The organism is Enterococcus sp. 2G9_DIV0600, from assembly GCF_002140615.1.
GTDB lineage: Bacteria > Bacillota > Bacilli > Lactobacillales > Enterococcaceae > Enterococcus_D > Enterococcus_D innesii.
Window position 1 is genome coordinate 1,203,164 of record NZ_NGLL01000001.1, and the last position, 18,613, is coordinate 1,221,776.

The window sequence follows — 18,613 nt, forward strand, 5'->3', positions numbered from 1 at the left end:
AGTGTTTAATAATAAAGTGTTATTAATAACAGGTGGTACAGGTTCATTTGGTAATGCAGTAATGAAAAGATTTTTAGACTCCGATATAAAAGAAATCCGTATCTTCTCTCGAGATGAAAAGAAACAAGATGACATGAGAAAGAAATACAACAATGACAAATTGAAATTTTATATTGGGGATGTACGCGATATAAATAGTGTTAAAAATGCAATGTACGGAGTAGATTACATATTTCATGCGGCTGCTTTAAAACAAGTTCCTTCATGCGAATTCTTTCCGATGGAAGCTGTTAAAACAAATGTCATGGGTACGGATAATGTTGTGACAGCTGCTGTTGAGATGGGGGTAAAAAAAGTTATTTGTCTTTCAACAGATAAAGCAGCTTATCCAATCAACGCAATGGGGATTTCAAAGGCAATGATGGAGAAGGTTTTTGTAGCAAAAGCGAAAACTGTGGCAGATGAAAATACAATGATTTGCGGAACGCGGTATGGTAATGTCATGGCATCCAGAGGTTCTGTGATTCCATTATTTATTGAGCAAATAAAAGCAGGAAAACCGTTAACTGTAACGGACCCGGGCATGACTAGATTCTTGATGAGTTTAGAAGAAGCAGTTGAATTAGTTGTTTTTGCATTTCAAAATGCAAAAGCAGGAGACATCATGGTTCAAAAATCGCCTGCGTCAACGGTTGGTGATCTAGCACAAGCAGTGAATGAACTTTTTAAAGTCGAAAATGAAATTCAAATTATAGGTACACGTCATGGTGAGAAAAGATATGAAACGCTTCTTACAAAAGAAGAATATCTCGTTGCGAAAGATATGGGCGGCTTCTATCGTGTTCCAGCTGATACTAGAGATCTTAACTACGAGAAATATTTTAGTGAAGGCAGTACTGAGTTGACACACGAAGGTGAATACAATTCTGATAACACAGAACGACTATCTGTAGAACAAATCAAGGAAAAATTATTAGCATTAGATTATGTTCAAGAAGAGTTGAAAGAGTGGAAAAGTCGATGAATATTTTAGTTACAGGAGCAAATGGATTTGTAGGTAAAAATTTAATTGCAGAGCTTCGAAATGAAGGTTATGGAAATATTTTTGAATATGATATAGATACTCGTCCACATTTATTAGATGAATATTGCTTAAAAGCAGATTTTGTTTTCCATTTAGCGGGCGTGAATCGTCCCAAGGAAGAAGAAGAGTTTATGGAAGGAAATTTCGGTTTCACCTCAGTTCTTCTAGATAAACTAAAGGAATACAACAATACCTGTCCAGTAATGATATCATCCTCTATTCAAGCTGCTCTTAACAATGCTTATGGTCGCAGTAAGAAAGCTGGAGAAGATCTTTTACGAAAATATCAAAGTGAAACTGGAGCGAAAGTCTACATTTATCGATTCTCTAATTTGTATGGAAAATGGTCGAAACCAAATTATAATACGGTAGTAGCGACTTTTTGTTATAAAGTGGCTCGAGGTGAAGAAATAACCGTCAATGATAAAAATGCAGAAATTGAACTTTGCTATATTGATGATGTTGTTAAAGAATTGCTGCATTGCCTTCAAGCAAAACCATTTATTGTCGATGACTTTTGTTCAGTAAGAGAAACGGATACAGTAACTGTGGGCGCTTTGAGAGATATAATTCTTTCTTTTAAAGAAAGTAGAATAAATCTATCTGTACCTCAATTAAATCGTAGAATAGAAAAAAATCTGTATAGTACATTTCTTAGCTTTTTACCAGAGGATGAGTTTTCATATCCTTTAAAGATGAATATCGATGATCGCGGATCATTCACCGAATTTTTGAGGACTGAAGATCGCGGACAAGTCTCAATTAATATTTCAAAGCCGAGGATTGTTAAAGGAAATCACTGGCATCATACCAAAAATGAGAAATTTTTGGTAGTAAGTGGAAAAGGCGTTATCCGCTTTAGAAAGATTGGTTCTGAAGAAATTATCGAGTATTTTGTTTCTGGTGAGAAATTAGAAGTAGTCGATATACCTGTTGGCTATACTCATAATATTGAGAACTTAGGTAATACTGACATGGTTACTGTTATGTGGGTGAACGAAACGTTTGACCCTGAAAATCCTGATACTTATTACGTGGAGGTCTAACATTGAAAAAATTAAAAGTTATGACAGTCGTCGGGACTCGTCCAGAAATCATTCGCTTATCAGCAGTTATTAATCGTTTAGAGAGTTCTGAAGCGATTGACCATGTACTTGTACATACTGGTCAAAACTATGATTATGAACTAAATGAAGTTTTTTTTGAAGATTTTAAATTAAAGAAACCAGATTATTTTTTGAATGCAGCAACAGGTACAGCCATTGAAACCGTTGGGAATATACTGATCAAAATAGATCCAATTCTTGAAGAAGTAAAACCAGACGCATTTTTGGTCTTGGGAGATACCAACAGTTGTTTATGTGCAATTGCCGCGAAGCGAAGACACATTCCTATTTTTCATATGGAAGCTGGAAATCGCTGTTTTGATCAAAGAGTACCAGAAGAAACAAATCGAAAAATTGTTGACCATACAGCTGATATTAATTTAACGTATAGTGATATCGCCAGAGAATATTTACTAAGAGAAGGATTGCCAGCTGATCGAATTATTAAGACAGGTAGTCCGATGTTTGAAGTACTAAATTCTAGAAAAGAAGATATTGAGAATTCATCTATTTTGGAAAAACTAAATCTTAAGCAAAATGAGTACTTTTTAGTATCCGCACATAGGGAAGAAAATATTAGCTCAAAAGAAAATTTTCATGATCTAGTGGATTCGCTAAACTCAATTGCTGAAGTATATCAATATCCAATTATTATCAGTACTCATCCTCGGACAATGAAAATGATAGAAGCAGAGGGTATTCAATTCCACGAATTGATTCAAACCATGAAACCTATGGGATTTAATGATTACAATAAGCTTCAAATGAATGCTAAAGCTGTTTTAAGTGACAGTGGTACGATCAGTGAAGAAGCATCGATCCTCGGGTTCAAAGCTTTAAATATCCGTCAGGCACATGAAAGACCAGAAGCTATGGAAGAAGCTAGTGTGATGATGGTTGGTTTAAAGAAAACCAGAATTCTTGAAGGATTAGAAGTTTTAGAGTCACAAGAAGATGATACTCTCCGACAAGTATCAGATTATTCAATGCCAAATGTATCTGAAAAAGTATTACGGATTATTGTTTCTTATACAGATTATGTGAATCGTGTGGTGTGGTTATCATGAAAGTACTGCTTGTAACCTGTCTCTTATACACATCTAGATGTGTATAAGAGACAGACTTAATGCTGATCAAAAAAATTATGTTGTTGTTATAATTGAGTTTTCGTTCTTTGTTGCACTTAGTATTTCACAGATAATTTCTTTGATTCTTTTTAACAACTTTATTATATATTTGATTTTACAGATTATAGCTACAATAGGAGGTAATATTGTAATTTCATTTTTTGTTTCAAGAAAATATAAGGATATCTTTGCGATCAATCCAACAAAAACTTCTTCAGAAATACGCAATCGTTTGAAAAGAAATATTATTGGAAATTTTTCATCTCAAATCGGAAGTGTACTCGTCTTGGCTACTGATAATATAATGATATCTTATTTTATTGGTTTAGCGACAGTTGGTAAATATGCTAACTATACAATGATAATCACTGCTATTCGAGGTATTACAAGTCAGATTACAGGTGCTGTTACTCCTAGTTTAGGAAATGCTATTACAGAAAAAAACAAAAGGAAGGAATTAGAGTTATTTAAGATTCATTTGTTTATTAATTCATCAATAGTTTATTTTATCATCAATAGTTTATTTTATTTCTGTTACGTTGGTTACAGTAATGAATCCTTTCATAGAACTTTGGGTCGGAAAAGATTTTCTTTTTTCGGATCAACTAATGTTACTTATAGTTATACAAATTACTTTACAAATATATCTGGGAACATGCAGAACATTTATAGCTGCATATGGAATATTCTGGCAACAGAGGTGGAAATCTATAATTGAAGGTTTAATAAATATATTGTTATCATTAGTCCTTGTGAAATCATTTAATTTAGGGATAAGTGGTATTATACTTGGAACAATTCTATCAACTATGTTAGTAATATTTTGGTATGAACCTTATCTCGTTTTTAAATATGGTTTGAAAACTTCTTCCATAGATTACGCAAAGAAAACTATAATTTTCTTTATTAAACTTTCTATAGCTATTACATTAGGACTTTTCTTAAAGCAATATATTCCTACTCATTCATTTATCGCTTTTATAATTGGCGTGTTTTGTACATTTTTATGTAATACGTTAGTTTATGTAATTTTATTTTCTTATGAACAGGATTTTAGAAATGCGCTATATTTCGTTAAGAAATTATCTTTAAATAGGAGTAAATAATTATGATAAAAATAATGACAATATTTGGTACAAGGCCAGAGGCTATCAAAATGGCACCACTTGTCAAAGCTATTGAAGAAGATCTTCGATTCGAATCAATTGTAACTGTGACGGCTCAGCATCGCCAAATGTTAGATCAGGTAATGAATATTTTTGATTTATCAGCAGATTACGATTTAAATATAATGAAAGATGGACAAACATTAGCGGGTATAACAAGTCGCGTAATAAAAGAATTAGATCAGATTTTTGAAGAAGCAAAACCAGATATTGTTCTTGTTCATGGTGATACGACAACAACTTTTTCGGCATCAATAGCTAGTTTTTATCATCAAATAAAAATTGGGCATGTAGAAGCAGGTCTAAGAACTTGGAATAAGTACTCTCCGTTTCCCGAAGAAATGAATAGACAGCTCACTGATGTTTTAGCAGATATTTATTTTGCTCCTACTGAGATGAGTAAGAAGAATTTATTAAATGAAAAAAGAAATGTCAGCGATATTTACGTTACCGGAAATACGGCTATTGATGCTATGAAATATACCATTTCAGACCAATATAGTCATTCTTTATTAACAGATATAGGGGATAAAAAAATAATACTAGTTACAATGCATAGAAGAGAAAACTTAGGAAATCCTATGAAGAACGTTTTCAAAGCGATAAATCGAATTGTCGAACACTTTGATGATGTACATGTGGTATTCCCTATGCATAAGAATCCGATAGTTCGAAAAACGGTAAAAGAAACTTTGATTGATTGCGATCGAATTCATTTAATTGAACCATTAGACGTGGTGGATTTTCAAAACTTTGCTAATCATAGCTATATGATTATGTCAGATTCTGGAGGAGTGCAAGAAGAAGCTCCTTCCTTAGGAAAACCTGTATTAGTCTTACGTGATACAACTGAGAGACCAGAAGGAATAGAGGCTGGCACATTAAGATTAGTTGGTACAAGTGAAGATAAAGTATTTGTCTCTGCCAAAGAATTGCTTGAAGATAATGATATTTACGACCAAATGTCTAAAGCTTCAAACCCTTACGGAGATGGATTTGCTAGTCAGAGAATTTTAGATGCTATTGCATACAGCTTTGGCTTAACTAATGAAAAACCTTCTGAGTTTTAAAACAAAGTACTCTGATATCTTGTATAGATATCAGAGTACTTTTCTATTTAATATGGATTTTAACTGTTTATCTGATAGGATAAAAAACACGCGGTTTTTTAAACTGCTTAAATTTTTTAGTACATAAACTTCCGCCAATCAAACAAATAAATCACCCCAATGGCTTTAAACGTCAAATAGATAAAATGACCATAATTATGGCCAATCAGATGTAACGCATCAGCGGAAGCTCCTTTATTCGACCAAAGAGTAAAACCTAATATAATGGCTAAGATCAGCAGACCTTTTCCTAATGCAAAGACAATTGTTTTTGCAGGGAGGGGTCTTTTTTTTGTGAGGAAAAAGCCGAATAAAAGGACAAAGTTAACTAGTAACAAAAAATGTGCAGCAGCTGTCCATAGGGTCATTGTTCCTGTAGGTATTAAGAAGTCGGTGAAAACGCAAGCGACGACTGCAGTCAAATTTAGCATGTATAGAGGAAGGCGGAAGGTTTTTTTCTTCTCCCCGATCTTTATTTCTGGTTCTTCTGCTAATTGTTCTGGTTTTAGCAGTGACTCTAAATCGATTTGATAGAGATCACTTAATTTGATCAATGTGTCGATGTCTGGGGTACTTCGATTGTTTTCCCAATTTGAGATCGTTTGTCTAGTAACAAATAATTTTTCGGAAACTTCTTGTTGGGTGAGTCCTAATTTCAAGCGACTCTCTTTTATTTTTTCAGCTATAGTCATTTCAATGCTCCTTCTGACATATCCTATCATAAAGCGGTTCAAAGAAACAATTGTAAAGCTCGATTTAACGAAAAAATGCACAAGATATTTTCTTTGTTCTTAAAAGATTAAATTTAAATGAGCTTATGCCAGATATCCCTAAAAAATTTCCTGAAAGTGCTCGATTTTTTCAGTGAATCCTTCACCTATAATAGGTAACAATTGTCATATATGAACTGATAAATGTTCAAAGATATCACATATTGAGAGTAGAAGATAGACTTGCTCGAATCATTCAAAAAAAGAATGCCACGATTAAGTAAAAAATAATTTGCTTTTTTGAAAATGAAATCATTGATAAAACAAGGATGCAAAGAAGATTTGCGCTGATTTGCACTGGATTTGCTTGAAGGTAAGGGTGCTTGAATTATAAAATTCTGAAGAGGTGATGCAATGCGATGACAAGTGAATTAAGTATACATACGCTCAATGGTATTTCATGTGTCCGCATAAAAATTTTTTGATAGGAGTGAATGATACGCTAAATAAAAAAATGTTTGTAAATTAAAAATTAATAAATTATAATGATTTTTAGGCGTAAAAAAAGTTTGGATAAAAAAGTTTTAATTTTGAAAAAGAAGGTTAAGGTGAAAGTTTGTGAAAAAGAAGTTTAAATCTATTCTATCTTTAGTAATCTTATTAAGTGCTGTGGTGGTAACGCCAGCATTTCAGGTAATGGCGGAAAGCCAAGTGTTTTCAGAATCTCCGCAGGTGGATCAGGAAGAAGTGAATACAGTGCAATCTGATGATACGAATGCTTCTGCGGATGCTAGACAAGCTACCTCTCAAGTAGAAAATCCTACGCTGACAACAACGACCTCATCGAGTGTGGATGTTAAGAACGAGCAAACACAAGCAAGTAGTAACAGTGAAGGAGCCACCAGCGGATCGGAAAATAAAGAAGAATCTGCTGTAGACACAGTAAATAATGACCCTTCTTCTGTTGATCCGTCTTCTGCAAGAGCTGCCAATGCGCAACTGACGGTTCAAGTTTTAGATAGTAATTCAAACCAGCCAATCCAAGGCGCTTATTTCACATTGACCTCCTCGACATCTGGTGAAGTGACGTTGTTAGTCACGGACAGTTCAGGAAAGGTAACGATTCAGGTTCCTTCAGGGGGCTACTTTATTAAGCAAGTGGGTACAACGAATCAAAGATTGAACTACGCATTTACATCGATTGGAAATTCTATCAATTTGCAAGCAGGAGAAACCAAAACATTGGCACTTTATGAGCGTCAAATTGTAGGCGAGTATGCTTTTGGAGATAGCCCCGATACGATTCATATTCCTGTAAACAGTAACTTCGATTTCTCAACACAGGCATCAGGGATCGAGGCGTTTAAGTTAAATTTTAGCGGCAACATAGAAAAAAGTATTTCTGACTCACAGATCTTTCCGTACTACACAAATGTTGATCCGAGCAAACCGGGGACTTACGTAGCAATTTTTATGGCTAGACAAGCCTCATATAGTGTATATACAACACATGTAGTCAATGTCATTGTTGACCCGGAGCAGGTGGGAGAGGTAACTGTCAGATATCTTGATACTCAAGGGTAAGAAATCCATGAAACGAAGACTTTATCTGGTACCATTGGTGCTTCATATGATGCTAGTACGGATGAGTATAAGTTACCAATTGACGGTTACACCCTAGACGAAAGCCAATTACCAGAAAACAGTAAAGGCGTATTTAGTGAAACAGCACAAACCATCACCTACATTTACACAAAAAATCCGATACCAGCAGCAGATGTCACGGTCGAGTACGTAGATACAGAAGGCAATGAAATTCACCCTTCACAAACGATCAGTGGAAACGTAGGTGATTCTTACGATGCCAGCACGAAGAACTATCAATTAGTGATTGAAGGCTACACCTTAGACGAAAGCCAATTACCAGAAAATCTTAAAGGTGTGTTTAGCGAAACAGCACAAACCGTCACCTATGTTTATACAAAGAATCCGATACCAGCAGCGGATGTCACAGTGGAGTACGTGGATACAGAAGGCAACGAAATTCACGCTTCTCAAACGATTAATGGAAACCTAGGCGACTCTTACGATGCCAGCACAGATCAATATAAACTATCGATCGATGGCTATACACTAGATGAAAGCCAATTGCCAGAAAATAGCAAAGGCATATTTAGTGAAACCCAGCAAATAATTACCTACATTTACAAAAAAAATCCGATACCCGCAGCGGATGTAACGGTCGAGTACGTTGATACAGAAGGCAACGAAATTCACGCTGCTGAAAAAATTAGCGGTAATGTAGGTGATACATACGATGCCAGCACAGATCAATATAAACTATCGATCGATGGATACACCTTAGACGAAAGCCAATTGCCAGAAAATAGTAAAGGCGTGTTTAGCGAAACAGCACAAACCGTCACCTACATCTACACGAAAAATCCGATACCAGCAGCTGATGTAAAAGTGGAGTACGTGGATACGGAAGGCAAAGAAATACACGCTTTACAAACGATCAGTGGAAACGTGGGTGACTCTTACGATGCTAGTACAGAACAATATCAACTAACAATCGATGGCTACACTTTAGATAAAAGCCAATTGCCAGAAAATAGTAAAGGCGTATTTAGCGAAACGGCACAAACCGTCACCTATGTGTATACAAAGAATCCGATACCAGCAGCGGATGTAACGGTCGAGTATGTGGACATAGAAGGCAATGAAATTCACCCTTCACAAACGATCAGTGGAAACGTAGGTGAGTCTTACGATGCCAGCACGAAGAACTATCAATTAGTGATTGAAGGCTACACCTTAGACGAAAGCCAATTACCAGAAAACAGTACTGGCGTATTTAGTGAAACCGCGCAAACCGTCACCTACATTTACACAAAAAATCCCGTACCAGCAGCGGATGTGATGGTCGAGTATGTGGACACAGAAGGCAACGAAATACACGCTTCACAAACGATCAGAGGAAACGTAGGCGACTCTTACGATGCCAGTACAGAAGAATTTCAACTAGCGATCGAAGACTACACTTTAGACGAAAGCCAATTACCAGAAAATAGTAAAGGTGTATTTAGCGAAACAGCACAAACAATCATCTACATCTACACAAAAAATCCGATACCAGCAGCTGATGTAACGGTCGAATACGTAGATACAGAAGGCAAAGAAATTCATCCTTCACAAACGATCAGTGGAAACGTGGGCGAGTCTTACGATGCCAGCACAAAAAAATATCAACTAACAATCGACGGCTACATAGTAGACGAAAGTCGGCTGCCGCAAAATGCCAAAGGTACATTCGGTAAGGAAGAGGCAACTGTGACGTATGTTTATACAAAAGAAAACGCAGCAACCATCATTATTTCTGATAAAAAAGAAAAAGAACCATCGGCGACTGTTGTTTCGAAAAAAAGCGCTTCTGCACAAAGATTGCCGCAGACCGATGAACAGGGGACGTTGATCCCGTTTGTAGTTGGTTTGTTCTTTATCGCCACGGCAAGCTGGCTTTATTTCAGAAAGCGTAAATAGCGATTAAGTAAGCCATTGGGGAAAGGCGTTACTGACTATCAAAAAGGACAGCTATGCTTCAGCTGTCCTTTTTGTTGCTTATTTACCTAAAAATGAAATGAATCCCAGGGAATCATAAAGAAAATGGCAGATCCAGCTGACCCATACGCTATTGGATTTTTTCCAAACGTAGTTGAGTGCCAATCTTGCGGGCATCAAGGTGATCAATAATTGTGCTGGATGAAAACCGTACGCTGGGATGTGCCATAAAGCGAATAACACACTGCAAATGATGGATGACCAGGCAAAAGAAAGACCTCTTTTCTGCAACGCCAACAAGAGGTTGGTGCTAAGCAATTCTTCTCCCATCAACATGAAAGGTACTTGTAAAAAGACCATTTGGACAGTGATGGTTTCGCTGATCGAGTTGGTTGTTGGTTGTCCAAAAATAGCGGCATAAATAAAGGAAAAGAACACGCCAGTCAAAATGACGAAAGGGACACCCCATAATAAAACGATGAAACGAAAATGCTTGAATTGTTCCAAAAAGGTTCCTCGTAAAAGGAAGTACCCTGCGCCAAATGCCAAAATCACATTCCATACAGTACCAATGATGGATAAAACGGAAGCGCTTAGGGGTGTATAGGGAAGCATTTGATAGGTTAAACCGATGACTAATGTAAGAATAAATAAATACGTTGCTGACTTGTGTTTCATTTTGAACACGTCCTTTAAAGTAATTGTCACACGCTGAATTATAAACAGAATAAGCATCAAAGTACAAAAAGATATCTCTCATTATTTTTAAACAAAAAGAAAAAGCAGTGAACACGATATCATACTTGGCAGAATTGGTTTTCTTAAAAGCAGAATAAAGGATTTCTAAGAACAATTCTCAAAATTTGTGAACAAAAAGAGAAGTTTATAAGAATCTCTGTAACACTGTTGAAATATTGTTACGCTTATGTTACATTTTGTTTACGTTATTATGTTTGAGGGAGAATGTTTATGAAGAAAGCAAGCAATGATTCAAATAATTCACAACATAGAGAAGCGACTTCTGAAAAACAAGCACCTACTTCAAGGGTCGAATCACATCAAAACCAAACTACGGGAACGACAAGACGCACGCCATCCGCCAATCGTCAAGTTTCTAAAAAGAAGCCAACCCATCGCAAGTATCTCTTTTCATTGATGACGCTGCTGACAATCGTGATTATCGCCACTGGGGGCTATATCGCCTTTACATTGAAGCAGCAAGAAGCATTGGCACGCGAAAAATATGAAGCTGCCGCGCAAAAGCTATTAGCATCGATCCAAGAAGAGCAGGCCAAAGAGGGAATTCCAGCAAAACTTGAAACATTGTCTGATGGGGACAAAAAAGAATTGATTTTCCGACCAAAAGAAGAAAATGCCATCCCTGTAAAGGATGCAAGTAAGAAATTATCGACCATGGCGAACAAGCTATGCAAAAAACACGCCGACAAAGAGACCGTTACGATCGCTCGGATTCAAGCACAAGCAGTTGCATCAAAAGTATCAACCTATTCCTTAAAAGCGGACAGCTATGTTTGGAATCGGGAGACTGGGCGGTTTGAAGATGCGGATAGCGTGGTTGCCGATCCAATTTTTATTTCCGAGAAAACTGGCAATGAACTATCCTTGAACGACTTGGTTCCAGATGAAGGCAGCTTGCTAGGGATCCAGCAAGTGATTCAACAAAAGCTTTTGGATCAAGCCAAAGAACCGACTAAAATCATTGATGCCGTCTTGGGGATGGACCGAATCACCTATGATTCAAAGTTTACTTATGATCCTGAAAAAATAACGCTCCAGTTGCCGCAAAATCAAACAGGTGTAGCCGAGATCACTTTGGCTTACAAAGAGATTGCACCGTTTATTGATCCAGAGCTTGTCAATGCGGATCAATTGAAAGAGCAACAAGCGATGTTAGACGAAAACAAAAAATATGTTGCGTTGACTTTCGATGATGGACCAAATGATACCTCGACATTGGATCTCTTAAAAATCTTGAAAGACAATGATGTGAAGGCAACGTTCTTTGAATTAGGCCAAATGGTGGATCGATACCCTGAAGTCGCGAAAAAAGTCCATGAGGAAGGGCATGAAATTGCCAGTCACTCCTATTCTCATCCTCAATTAAATACGTTGTCGCCAGAGGAGGTCAAAGCGGAAATAACCAAAACGGACAAAGCCATCTATCAGGCGACAGGGGTCTTGCCTAAGAATTTGCGCCCACCGTATGGGGCGATCGATCAGCAAAGCGCCCAAGCGGCAGGAAAATCGATCATTCAATGGAGTGTTGATACCGAGGATTGGAAGCTGAAAGATCCAAACAAGATTTTGAAGGTCGTCCAAAACAATGTTTACGATGGATCGATTATTTTGCTACATGATATTCATCCGAAATCTGTTCAAGCCGTGCCGGCCATCATCAAAGCACTCAAAGCGCAAGGCTATGAATTTGTGACGGTCGATCAATTGCTCAATGGCAGCCAAAAACCAATGTATCAATACTTTGGTGCAACAGACGAACGCAGTGTTAGCTAATAGCTGAAAAAGGAAGTGATGGCAATCATCACTTCCTTTTTTTATTAAACGAACGCTGCAGTTGCCGCTTTATCACTCGGAGGAGGCAAATGCTCGGAGGTAGTCATCATCCAGCAGTAAAGCAAAATCATCGGCAAGGGCACCTTGATCCAATTCTCGCATGATAGCTAGCATCTTTGTGATAATCCTTTTGCCTGCTTTTTTGTCACCGGTTCTTAAGAGCAACACGCCTTGGAAAAACTTGCAGACGGCTTGGTGGAAAAATTCTTTGTAGTCTGTCGCCAAAAGTTTTAATTGGACGACGAGAACTTCCGTCGCATCGTATTGCTGGTGTTTTAGCGTATATTCGATCAAATTGATCAGTAGTGCGCAATAAATTTCCCGACCTACTTCCATATCGATGTAGTATTCGAGCATCTTGGATACTTTTTTGAAAAAGAGGAAATTATGGTCGTTGTCCAAAAGATCGATGGTGTTGCCAAAGAGTTGGATTTCTTGTAACGTCCAGCTCTCAACATCAACGAGATAGGAGATAATCGTTTGACGATCACATTCCAAAACCGCACGTTTCCGATAGACGCCATGCTCTGCCAAGCATTGCAGCATGCGAATCCGTGAGTGAACCTCCGCGATGCGGACATTGTTAAGTCGGCTAGAAGTTTGCTGCAGCTCCTGTAATAGAATTTGTAACTGGTTGATATCGTGCTTGTTTGAATATTGCGTGTACCGATGGTTGTAGCTGTTTTGCTCATCCAGCCGATAGCCATTCGCGATATAGAGAAATTCATCGATATCCATTGACAGATTTTCTAAGATTTGCAACAGCAGGTGGCAGAGAATACCGCAGTGCAGCAACACCAATCGTGGTACCAATGGGTGACAATGGCACGGATGGTTCAGATGGTACGGACGGTACCGATGGCACGGATGGCACCAATGGTTCTGATGGTACGAATGGTACCGACGGAAGTAACGGCGCTTGGGGCAACTGGGGCAATTGGGGAAACAATAATTGGAACAGCAACAATCACAACCAAAGCTGGTGGGGAAGTAAATTCTTGCCGAAAACGGGATCAGAAGGAACCTGGTACGCTTCAATGATTGGAGCAGCAGTCTTCGTTGTCGGAGGAATCGGCTTGTTCTTCAAAGCAAGAAAGAAAAAAGACCAGCAAAAATAGCATGACTTTACCAGCGGAGTGGACATCCTCCGCTGGTATCTCTAGTGAATCAAAACGTTGAAGCATTGATCATCGTTTCGTAAAGAAAGGGTTAGAAATGGTATGGAAAGCAGAAGGAGGGAAAAACGTTTTTACAAATGGACGATCGCTCAGTTGATTTTCTTGTTGACCAGCATCAGTTTCGTCAATTTGTATCTTTTAACAACGACCAAAGAAGCCGAGGCGGCAGTGAACGTATTAGATGTGGAAATTTTAAGCAATTTGACGAGTGCCAATACAAGTGGTACTTCAGCAAGTGCTCCTTGGCCAGGCAGTGTGACAAATCGACCAGTGACTTTTTCGATCAAAGGGAACGGGGGTTTGAACGCTTCTGTCAATGTCAACGGTGAGGATAAATTTGCTTTGTTGGCGATCCCCGCAGAGTTGAGAACTAGCATCAGTGCCAATGGATCAGCAGCTATCAAAACGTCGACCACAGTCAATATTGCCAATGTCCCGCTTTTGAATGCGATCTTAACAGCGCTTGATTCCTTGACCAGCTCCTTAAATTTCAATCTCGGGATCGTGCAAATCGATTTAACGGCTGTCAATCAGCAAATTTCCTTGCTAAAAACTGTTGGTAATTTAGGCAATGTAGAAATAAGCAGTCCGTTGCAGTTCACCACCCAAAGAGAAGCGTTGTATGCCAATATGAGTTCGAACCTCGGTGTCGTTTTAGGAACCAATGTCCCGCAAATTTTACGGAATTTAAGCACGGCGATTCAAAATACCCAGATCCGAGTGATCGGCATCGATATTGGTGGTGTCGTTCGTGCATTGCTGCAAGGGTTGCTGAATACCCTGCTTAACACTGTAACGTCAGCGTTAAATAATTTGGCAACCGTCCAAGAACAAATGGCGGATGCAGCCGTTTTAGGAGCAACGGATGTTCAAATTCCTACGCTACTTTCGGGTCCAGGACAGTTGACCGCAAATTGGACCGCCAATTTTTCGGCTTCTGTGTTGAAGGCAAAGCCGACGGACATCAATCTCTTGAACTTTAGTGCGCTAAATATCAGCAGTCGCCAAACCATGATTTATTTCATGGTCGAAGCACTGACGATGGATCGGACGAATCTGCCGACTTAGCTGAATTTTGGCCGACATGCCATTCAAACGAAAAAGAGTGAGACATGGCGGGCAACCGCCAACGGCGACCAAAGCGCAGCAGCTACAACTGGGATTTTACGGATCAATGATACCCGCAATCGTCAGAAAAAATGGCAAGTCAAGGTCAGACAATCCACCAATTGGGTCAATGGCACGCGAACATTGCCAGCTGCCGAATTAAGAGTTCAGCTTGGAACTGTCAATTCGACATTTACAGATGGTCGAGTGGTTTTACCTGATAATGCAACGATTGCCCTGCAGCAAAATGTCGAAAAAAATGTGGTGACGTTGGAAAATGCGGCATCGACTGGTGGACTGACTGTTAATTTTTCCCAGTTCAATTTATTTGTACCTGAGAAAACACCTAAATTTCAAGGTCAGTATCGCGCCACAGTCGTGTGGACCGTTTCTGATACACCTTGAAAAGGAAGAGCAGAATGAAAAAAAATTCCCTTGTGCTGCTTCTGATTTTGATGATCGGCAGTTTCTACAGTATCGTTCCATCAGCAGTAGCCAATACGACGACCGGCAACATTGAGTTTTATGAAGGACCAACGGAAACAGCTAGCAGTGATTCCATTGATGAAGAAATTGAACCACCGACCAGTCAAGAAACGGTTACTAACGCAGAAGAACCGCTGCCACAGCTTGCAGAAACCAATCACTTTTGGCTGCCCGTAATAGGCGGATTCTTCATTAGTCTGACATTGATCATTTGCATCAAAAAAAGGAGGATGGCAAAATGAGTTCAAAGAAAACGATAATAGGCGCATTGGGGGTATTGACTGCCCTTAGCATTGGTGCGACAGTGCAAGCAGATGACACGACCGGTGTCGTAGAATATACCTCTGGGGGCATCGTGTTTGACCCGGATAAAGGCGGGAGTGATCCCAATACGCAGCTACCAACGAATTTAGATTTTGGTGCCCATGAAATCCAAACAGAAAATGCCGAAACGTGGGTAGCTACTACGGATGGAACTGGACTACCTGGGGATGGGTCAACGCTGCAAAGAGGGGCAGTTGCGGTCAGCGATAATCGAGGACAGGCAAACTCTTCTTGGGCGATCAAAGTACGGCAAGCAACCCAATTTACGGCAGGAGACAGCACGTTGGACGGTGCGGTATTAACGGTAGATACGGGGACGTTGACCAATAACTTGAGTTCGCCGCCAACAGGAACCAGTGATATTGCCAATGGCGAGCTTGATTTTGCGGCGATCAACAATGAGTATGCGTTCTTGACCGCCAATGCTGGCGAAGGGATTGGTGAAACGTCGATGCCTTTAGAACAATTTACCCTTTCGATCCCAGCTAATACGGAAAAACAATCAGCAACCTACCAAACGACCCTCGTTTGGACGATCAGCAGTGCGCCGACGACCCCATAGGGCAGTAGTTATTGCGTAACAGTTAGCAGAAAAAAAGCAGCTTGCCTGAGCGGCTGCTTTTTATGCTAGCTGATTTTTCTTTCCTATATCGTGTAGAAAGGATCTGACAGGATGCATCAGAAGAAAGTTCGAGGCAAAGGATTTCAGTATTGGGTAGTAAGTATTCTAACGGTCTTATTTTTCATTGGTACGAGCAGTACGGGGGCAGCAGATTCACTGGATACCTTCGATGTTCAAATCAAATTGCCAGAGTCACAGCGGGACAAAGAGCTGATGTACTATGATTTGTTGCTGGAGCCCAAGGCAGAAGAAAAACTAGCGGTCATGGTTTCCAATAAAAGCGAGCAACCAATCAATCTACAGCTATCCTTTAATCGAGCGGTCACGAACATGACGGGTGTCGTTGAGTACTCTGGGGCAAATGAGGAAGCAACGCCTTCTGCTCCGTACGCGATCGAAGAACTCGTCACTTTAAGTGATGAAACCCTTTCGTTAGCCCCTAATGAGCAAAAAGAAATCACCTTGACAGTCCAGATGCCATCTGAATCCTTTGATGGGATTTTGGCAGGGGGACTATACGTCCAGCAAACCGGCAGTGAAGAATTTCAAGGAAATGTCCAAAACCTACTAGCCAGAGAAGTGGCGGTGTTGCTCCGTAACAAAGAGACCGACATCCCACCAGCGGTCCGAATTGAGGAAGCACATCTGGAAGAAATCAATCGCCGCAATGTCATCATCTTAGCGGTGGAAAATACAGCGGCAAATTATCTTAGTAAGGCCACGCTTGCTTATGAAGTGTTTCATGATGGACAAGCAACAGCGATCAAAGGGGAAAAAGAGATCCAATTAGCGCCCAATGCGTTAATGAATTACGCACTGCCATTAGATGGAAACGAACTGCAATCAGGAGAGTATGAAATAAAAACGACCCTCAAAGCAGCTGATCAACAATGGCAAGGAGAGCCTACCTTTCAAGTTAAAAGTCAAGAAGCGCAAGAAAGAAACGAGCAAGATGTCAGTATTGAAGAAACCTCTTCGCCGATCCTACTCTATTTATCGATTGGTGGTGTTTTATGTCTGATCATCGCCTATTTGATTTGGCATAATCGCAAGCTGAAGCGAGCATTGAAAAAAAGTGATGACTAGCAGGTAGTGGAAATCAACGGTGGTTGCAGGAAAAGTCTACTATTATAGTAAGAAATGTTTTCAAATAGCTAAAAGCAGCACCACTCATGAAAAGAATCGCAAAGAAAACCATTTATCATTGAGAATAAATGGTTTTTTCGTGTTCCGCACATTTTGTTGAGAACAGTGAAGGGGAAATTTTGACATTAACCAATAGGAGGTCATGTCATCACTGATGAATAATTGTTCTTCAATCGTTGAAAGGAGAGAAGCATCCAGTGGAAAATAAATAACGTTTGTGATGTTGGGTTCAAATCGTTTTTTTTCACATGGAATTATCATAAAACTTTACCTAAAAGTGTTTCCGCTTCCCTGAAAGTCTGTCGTAGATATTGTTAAAAAAACATAATATTTTTTTGTTGGCTACGCTTACTCCCTTATAAAAGCTTTAAGAAAACTCTTTAGCGTGTCTTTTTATCTATAATAGGTTTAGACCAATTACAGCGTCTTTTCTTACTTTGTTTTTAATTTAAACTACCTTTTTTGCATGAATGTTTCGTTAATTCGTTTGAAAGTGCAAGCAGGCATTTTTGATTAAGAATACAATTAGAAATGATACAAAAAGGAGAATTAAGATGTCTGCAAATTTGAGCAATTTCGCTGTTTATATAGTAGATGACAACTTTTTTAATGAGAATTTGATGAAGAAAATGATTACGGAAAGTCGTGTTCCGCATTATTTAGTTGAGATTCTTTCGCCTGAAGCACTAGCCCCTTTTCTTGACGGATACCTAACAGATGTGAACGACCTCTTCTTATTTTCCATTGAAATGAAAGGATTTGATCGAAGTTTTCAATTAGCAGGAAGCTTGAGGGAACAATGCAAAAAGTGTCAAATCGCTTTTTATGGTGCCTATGCCTCCAAAATCGAAATCAAGAAGCTGAATCTTATCTGTCCTTTAGGGATCATCGATACAAAAGAAAAGGAGGTGGCAATGCAGCTAAAAAATTTATTAACGGAAGCGATCGAAGTCAAACGATCCTTACTCGGAAAAAAGCACTTATTAAAAATCGTCAGTAAAAGAGAGTTGATGGTGGTTGATGCAGAAGCAATCAACTATATTACAACGATCAAAGGAGAGCGAAACCGAATTGCTTTTCACCAAAAAAAGTCGATCGAATTTCTCGAAACTTCCTTGAAGGTGATCAAACAATTAGAGCTGCCAGAGTATTATAACGTCTTTAAATCTTACATTATCAATGCGCGACAAATCAAAATGATCGATCGAACAAACAATGTTTTGTGCTTTTTTAATGGAGAAGAGTTAGAAGTCGGGAAAAAAATCCGTAAGGCAATCAGTTAAAATTACATACAT

17 protein-coding genes are annotated in these 18,613 nt (G+C 38.9%); 14 read left to right on the forward strand and 3 right to left on the reverse strand.

The genetic code is table 11. The features are described from left to right. Position 1 precedes the first annotated feature (1 nt). The 4 genes from A5870_RS05755 (at position 2) to wecB (A5870_RS05780) (ending at position 5,553) form a co-directional block, all read left to right on the forward strand. Positions 2-1,024 (forward strand): polysaccharide biosynthesis protein, encoded by a 1,023-nt coding sequence (locus A5870_RS05755; RefSeq protein ID WP_086292095.1) that lies wholly within the window; start codon positions 2-4, stop codon positions 1,022-1,024. Then, positions 1,021-2,130 carry a capsular polysaccharide biosynthesis protein CapF gene (locus A5870_RS05760; protein WP_086292096.1) on the forward strand — a complete coding sequence of 370 codons (1,110 nt, stop codon included), beginning with the start codon at positions 1,021-1,023 and terminating at the stop codon, positions 2,128-2,130. The genes A5870_RS05755 and A5870_RS05760 overlap by 4 nt, the downstream gene beginning before the upstream one ends. A 2-nt stretch (positions 2,131-2,132) precedes the next feature. Next, positions 2,133-3,257, forward strand: a complete 1,125-nt coding sequence (gene wecB, locus A5870_RS05765) for a non-hydrolyzing UDP-N-acetylglucosamine 2-epimerase (protein WP_086292097.1) — start codon at positions 2,133-2,135, stop codon at positions 3,255-3,257. Positions 3,258-4,425: 1,168 nt separating this feature from the next. Then, positions 4,426-5,553, forward strand: a complete 1,128-nt coding sequence (gene wecB / locus A5870_RS05780; RefSeq protein WP_086292100.1) for a non-hydrolyzing UDP-N-acetylglucosamine 2-epimerase — start codon at positions 4,426-4,428, stop codon at positions 5,551-5,553. A 116-nt stretch (positions 5,554-5,669) separates the two neighbouring features. Here the strand turns inward: wecB (A5870_RS05780) and A5870_RS05785 are convergent, their stop codons facing one another. Beyond that, positions 5,670-6,284: a helix-turn-helix transcriptional regulator gene (locus A5870_RS05785; RefSeq protein WP_086292101.1), complete on the reverse strand. Its 615-nt coding sequence runs from the start codon at positions 6,282-6,284 to the stop codon at positions 5,670-5,672. Positions 6,285-6,920: 636 nt separating this feature from the next. Here A5870_RS05785 and A5870_RS17835 point away from each other — a divergent pair. Beyond that, complete coding sequence (locus A5870_RS17835) at positions 6,921-7,886, forward strand: SpaA isopeptide-forming pilin-related protein (protein WP_231472428.1); 966 nt, start codon at positions 6,921-6,923, stop codon at positions 7,884-7,886. Positions 7,887-7,889: 3 nt separating this feature from the next. Next, entirely contained in the window at positions 7,890-9,845 is a 1,956-nt protein-coding gene (locus tag A5870_RS05790) for a MucBP domain-containing protein (protein ID WP_430599463.1), read from the forward strand. A 78-nt stretch (positions 9,846-9,923) separates the two neighbouring features. Here A5870_RS05790 and A5870_RS05795 read toward each other — a convergent pair whose 3' ends face one another. Then, on the reverse strand, positions 9,924-10,598 hold the full coding sequence (locus tag A5870_RS05795; protein WP_086292102.1) for a CPBP family intramembrane glutamic endopeptidase: 675 nt from the start codon (positions 10,596-10,598) through the stop codon (positions 9,924-9,926). 234 nt (positions 10,599-10,832) lie between these two features. Here A5870_RS05795 and A5870_RS05800 point away from each other — a divergent pair, with 234 nt between their 5' ends. Further along, positions 10,833-12,395, forward strand: coding sequence for a polysaccharide deacetylase family protein (locus A5870_RS05800; protein ID WP_170924021.1), 1,563 nt, complete (start codon positions 10,833-10,835; stop codon positions 12,393-12,395). Between the two features lie 72 nt (positions 12,396-12,467). On the opposite strand, the gene A5870_RS05805 is transcribed toward A5870_RS05800, so the two are convergent. After that, positions 12,468-13,193, reverse strand: coding sequence for an Rgg family transcriptional regulator (locus A5870_RS05805; protein ID WP_086292104.1), 726 nt, complete (start codon positions 13,191-13,193; stop codon positions 12,468-12,470). Between A5870_RS05805 and A5870_RS05810 the strand changes: the two genes are divergently transcribed. The 7 genes from A5870_RS05810 to A5870_RS05835 all read left to right on the forward strand — a co-directional run bounded on the left by A5870_RS05810 (position 13,193) and on the right by A5870_RS05835 (position 18,601). Beyond that, a complete protein-coding gene (locus tag A5870_RS05810; protein WP_086292105.1) occupies positions 13,193-13,573 on the forward strand; it encodes an LPXTG cell wall anchor domain-containing protein in 381 nt (126 codons plus the stop codon). The genes A5870_RS05805 and A5870_RS05810 overlap by 1 nt on opposite strands. Before the next feature lie 102 nt (positions 13,574-13,675). Next, on the forward strand, positions 13,676-14,701 hold the full coding sequence (locus A5870_RS05815; protein WP_242595990.1) for an adhesive domain-containing protein: 1,026 nt from the start codon (positions 13,676-13,678) through the stop codon (positions 14,699-14,701). 21 nt (positions 14,702-14,722) lie between these two features. Continuing rightward, positions 14,723-15,145 carry a WxL domain-containing protein gene (locus A5870_RS17585; RefSeq protein WP_252086090.1) on the forward strand — a complete coding sequence of 141 codons (423 nt, stop codon included), beginning with the start codon at positions 14,723-14,725 and terminating at the stop codon, positions 15,143-15,145. 14 nt (positions 15,146-15,159) lie between these two features. After that, positions 15,160-15,468, forward strand: coding sequence for a hypothetical protein (locus A5870_RS05820; protein ID WP_010747895.1), 309 nt, complete (start codon positions 15,160-15,162; stop codon positions 15,466-15,468). After that, the gene (locus tag A5870_RS05825) at positions 15,465-16,112 is read left to right on the forward strand and encodes a WxL domain-containing protein (protein ID WP_010747896.1); all 648 of its coding nucleotides are present in this window, start codon (positions 15,465-15,467) and stop codon (positions 16,110-16,112) included. Before A5870_RS05820 ends, A5870_RS05825 begins: the two co-directional genes overlap by 4 nt. A gap of 111 nt (positions 16,113-16,223) precedes the next feature. After that, positions 16,224-17,258 carry a DUF916 and DUF3324 domain-containing protein gene (locus tag A5870_RS05830; RefSeq protein WP_081116763.1) on the forward strand — a complete coding sequence of 345 codons (1,035 nt, stop codon included), beginning with the start codon at positions 16,224-16,226 and terminating at the stop codon, positions 17,256-17,258. A gap of 614 nt (positions 17,259-17,872) precedes the next feature. Continuing rightward, positions 17,873-18,601, forward strand: a complete 729-nt coding sequence (locus tag A5870_RS05835; RefSeq protein ID WP_010747898.1) for a LytTR family transcriptional regulator DNA-binding domain-containing protein — start codon at positions 17,873-17,875, stop codon at positions 18,599-18,601. The last annotated feature ends 12 nt before the right edge of the window (positions 18,602-18,613 follow it).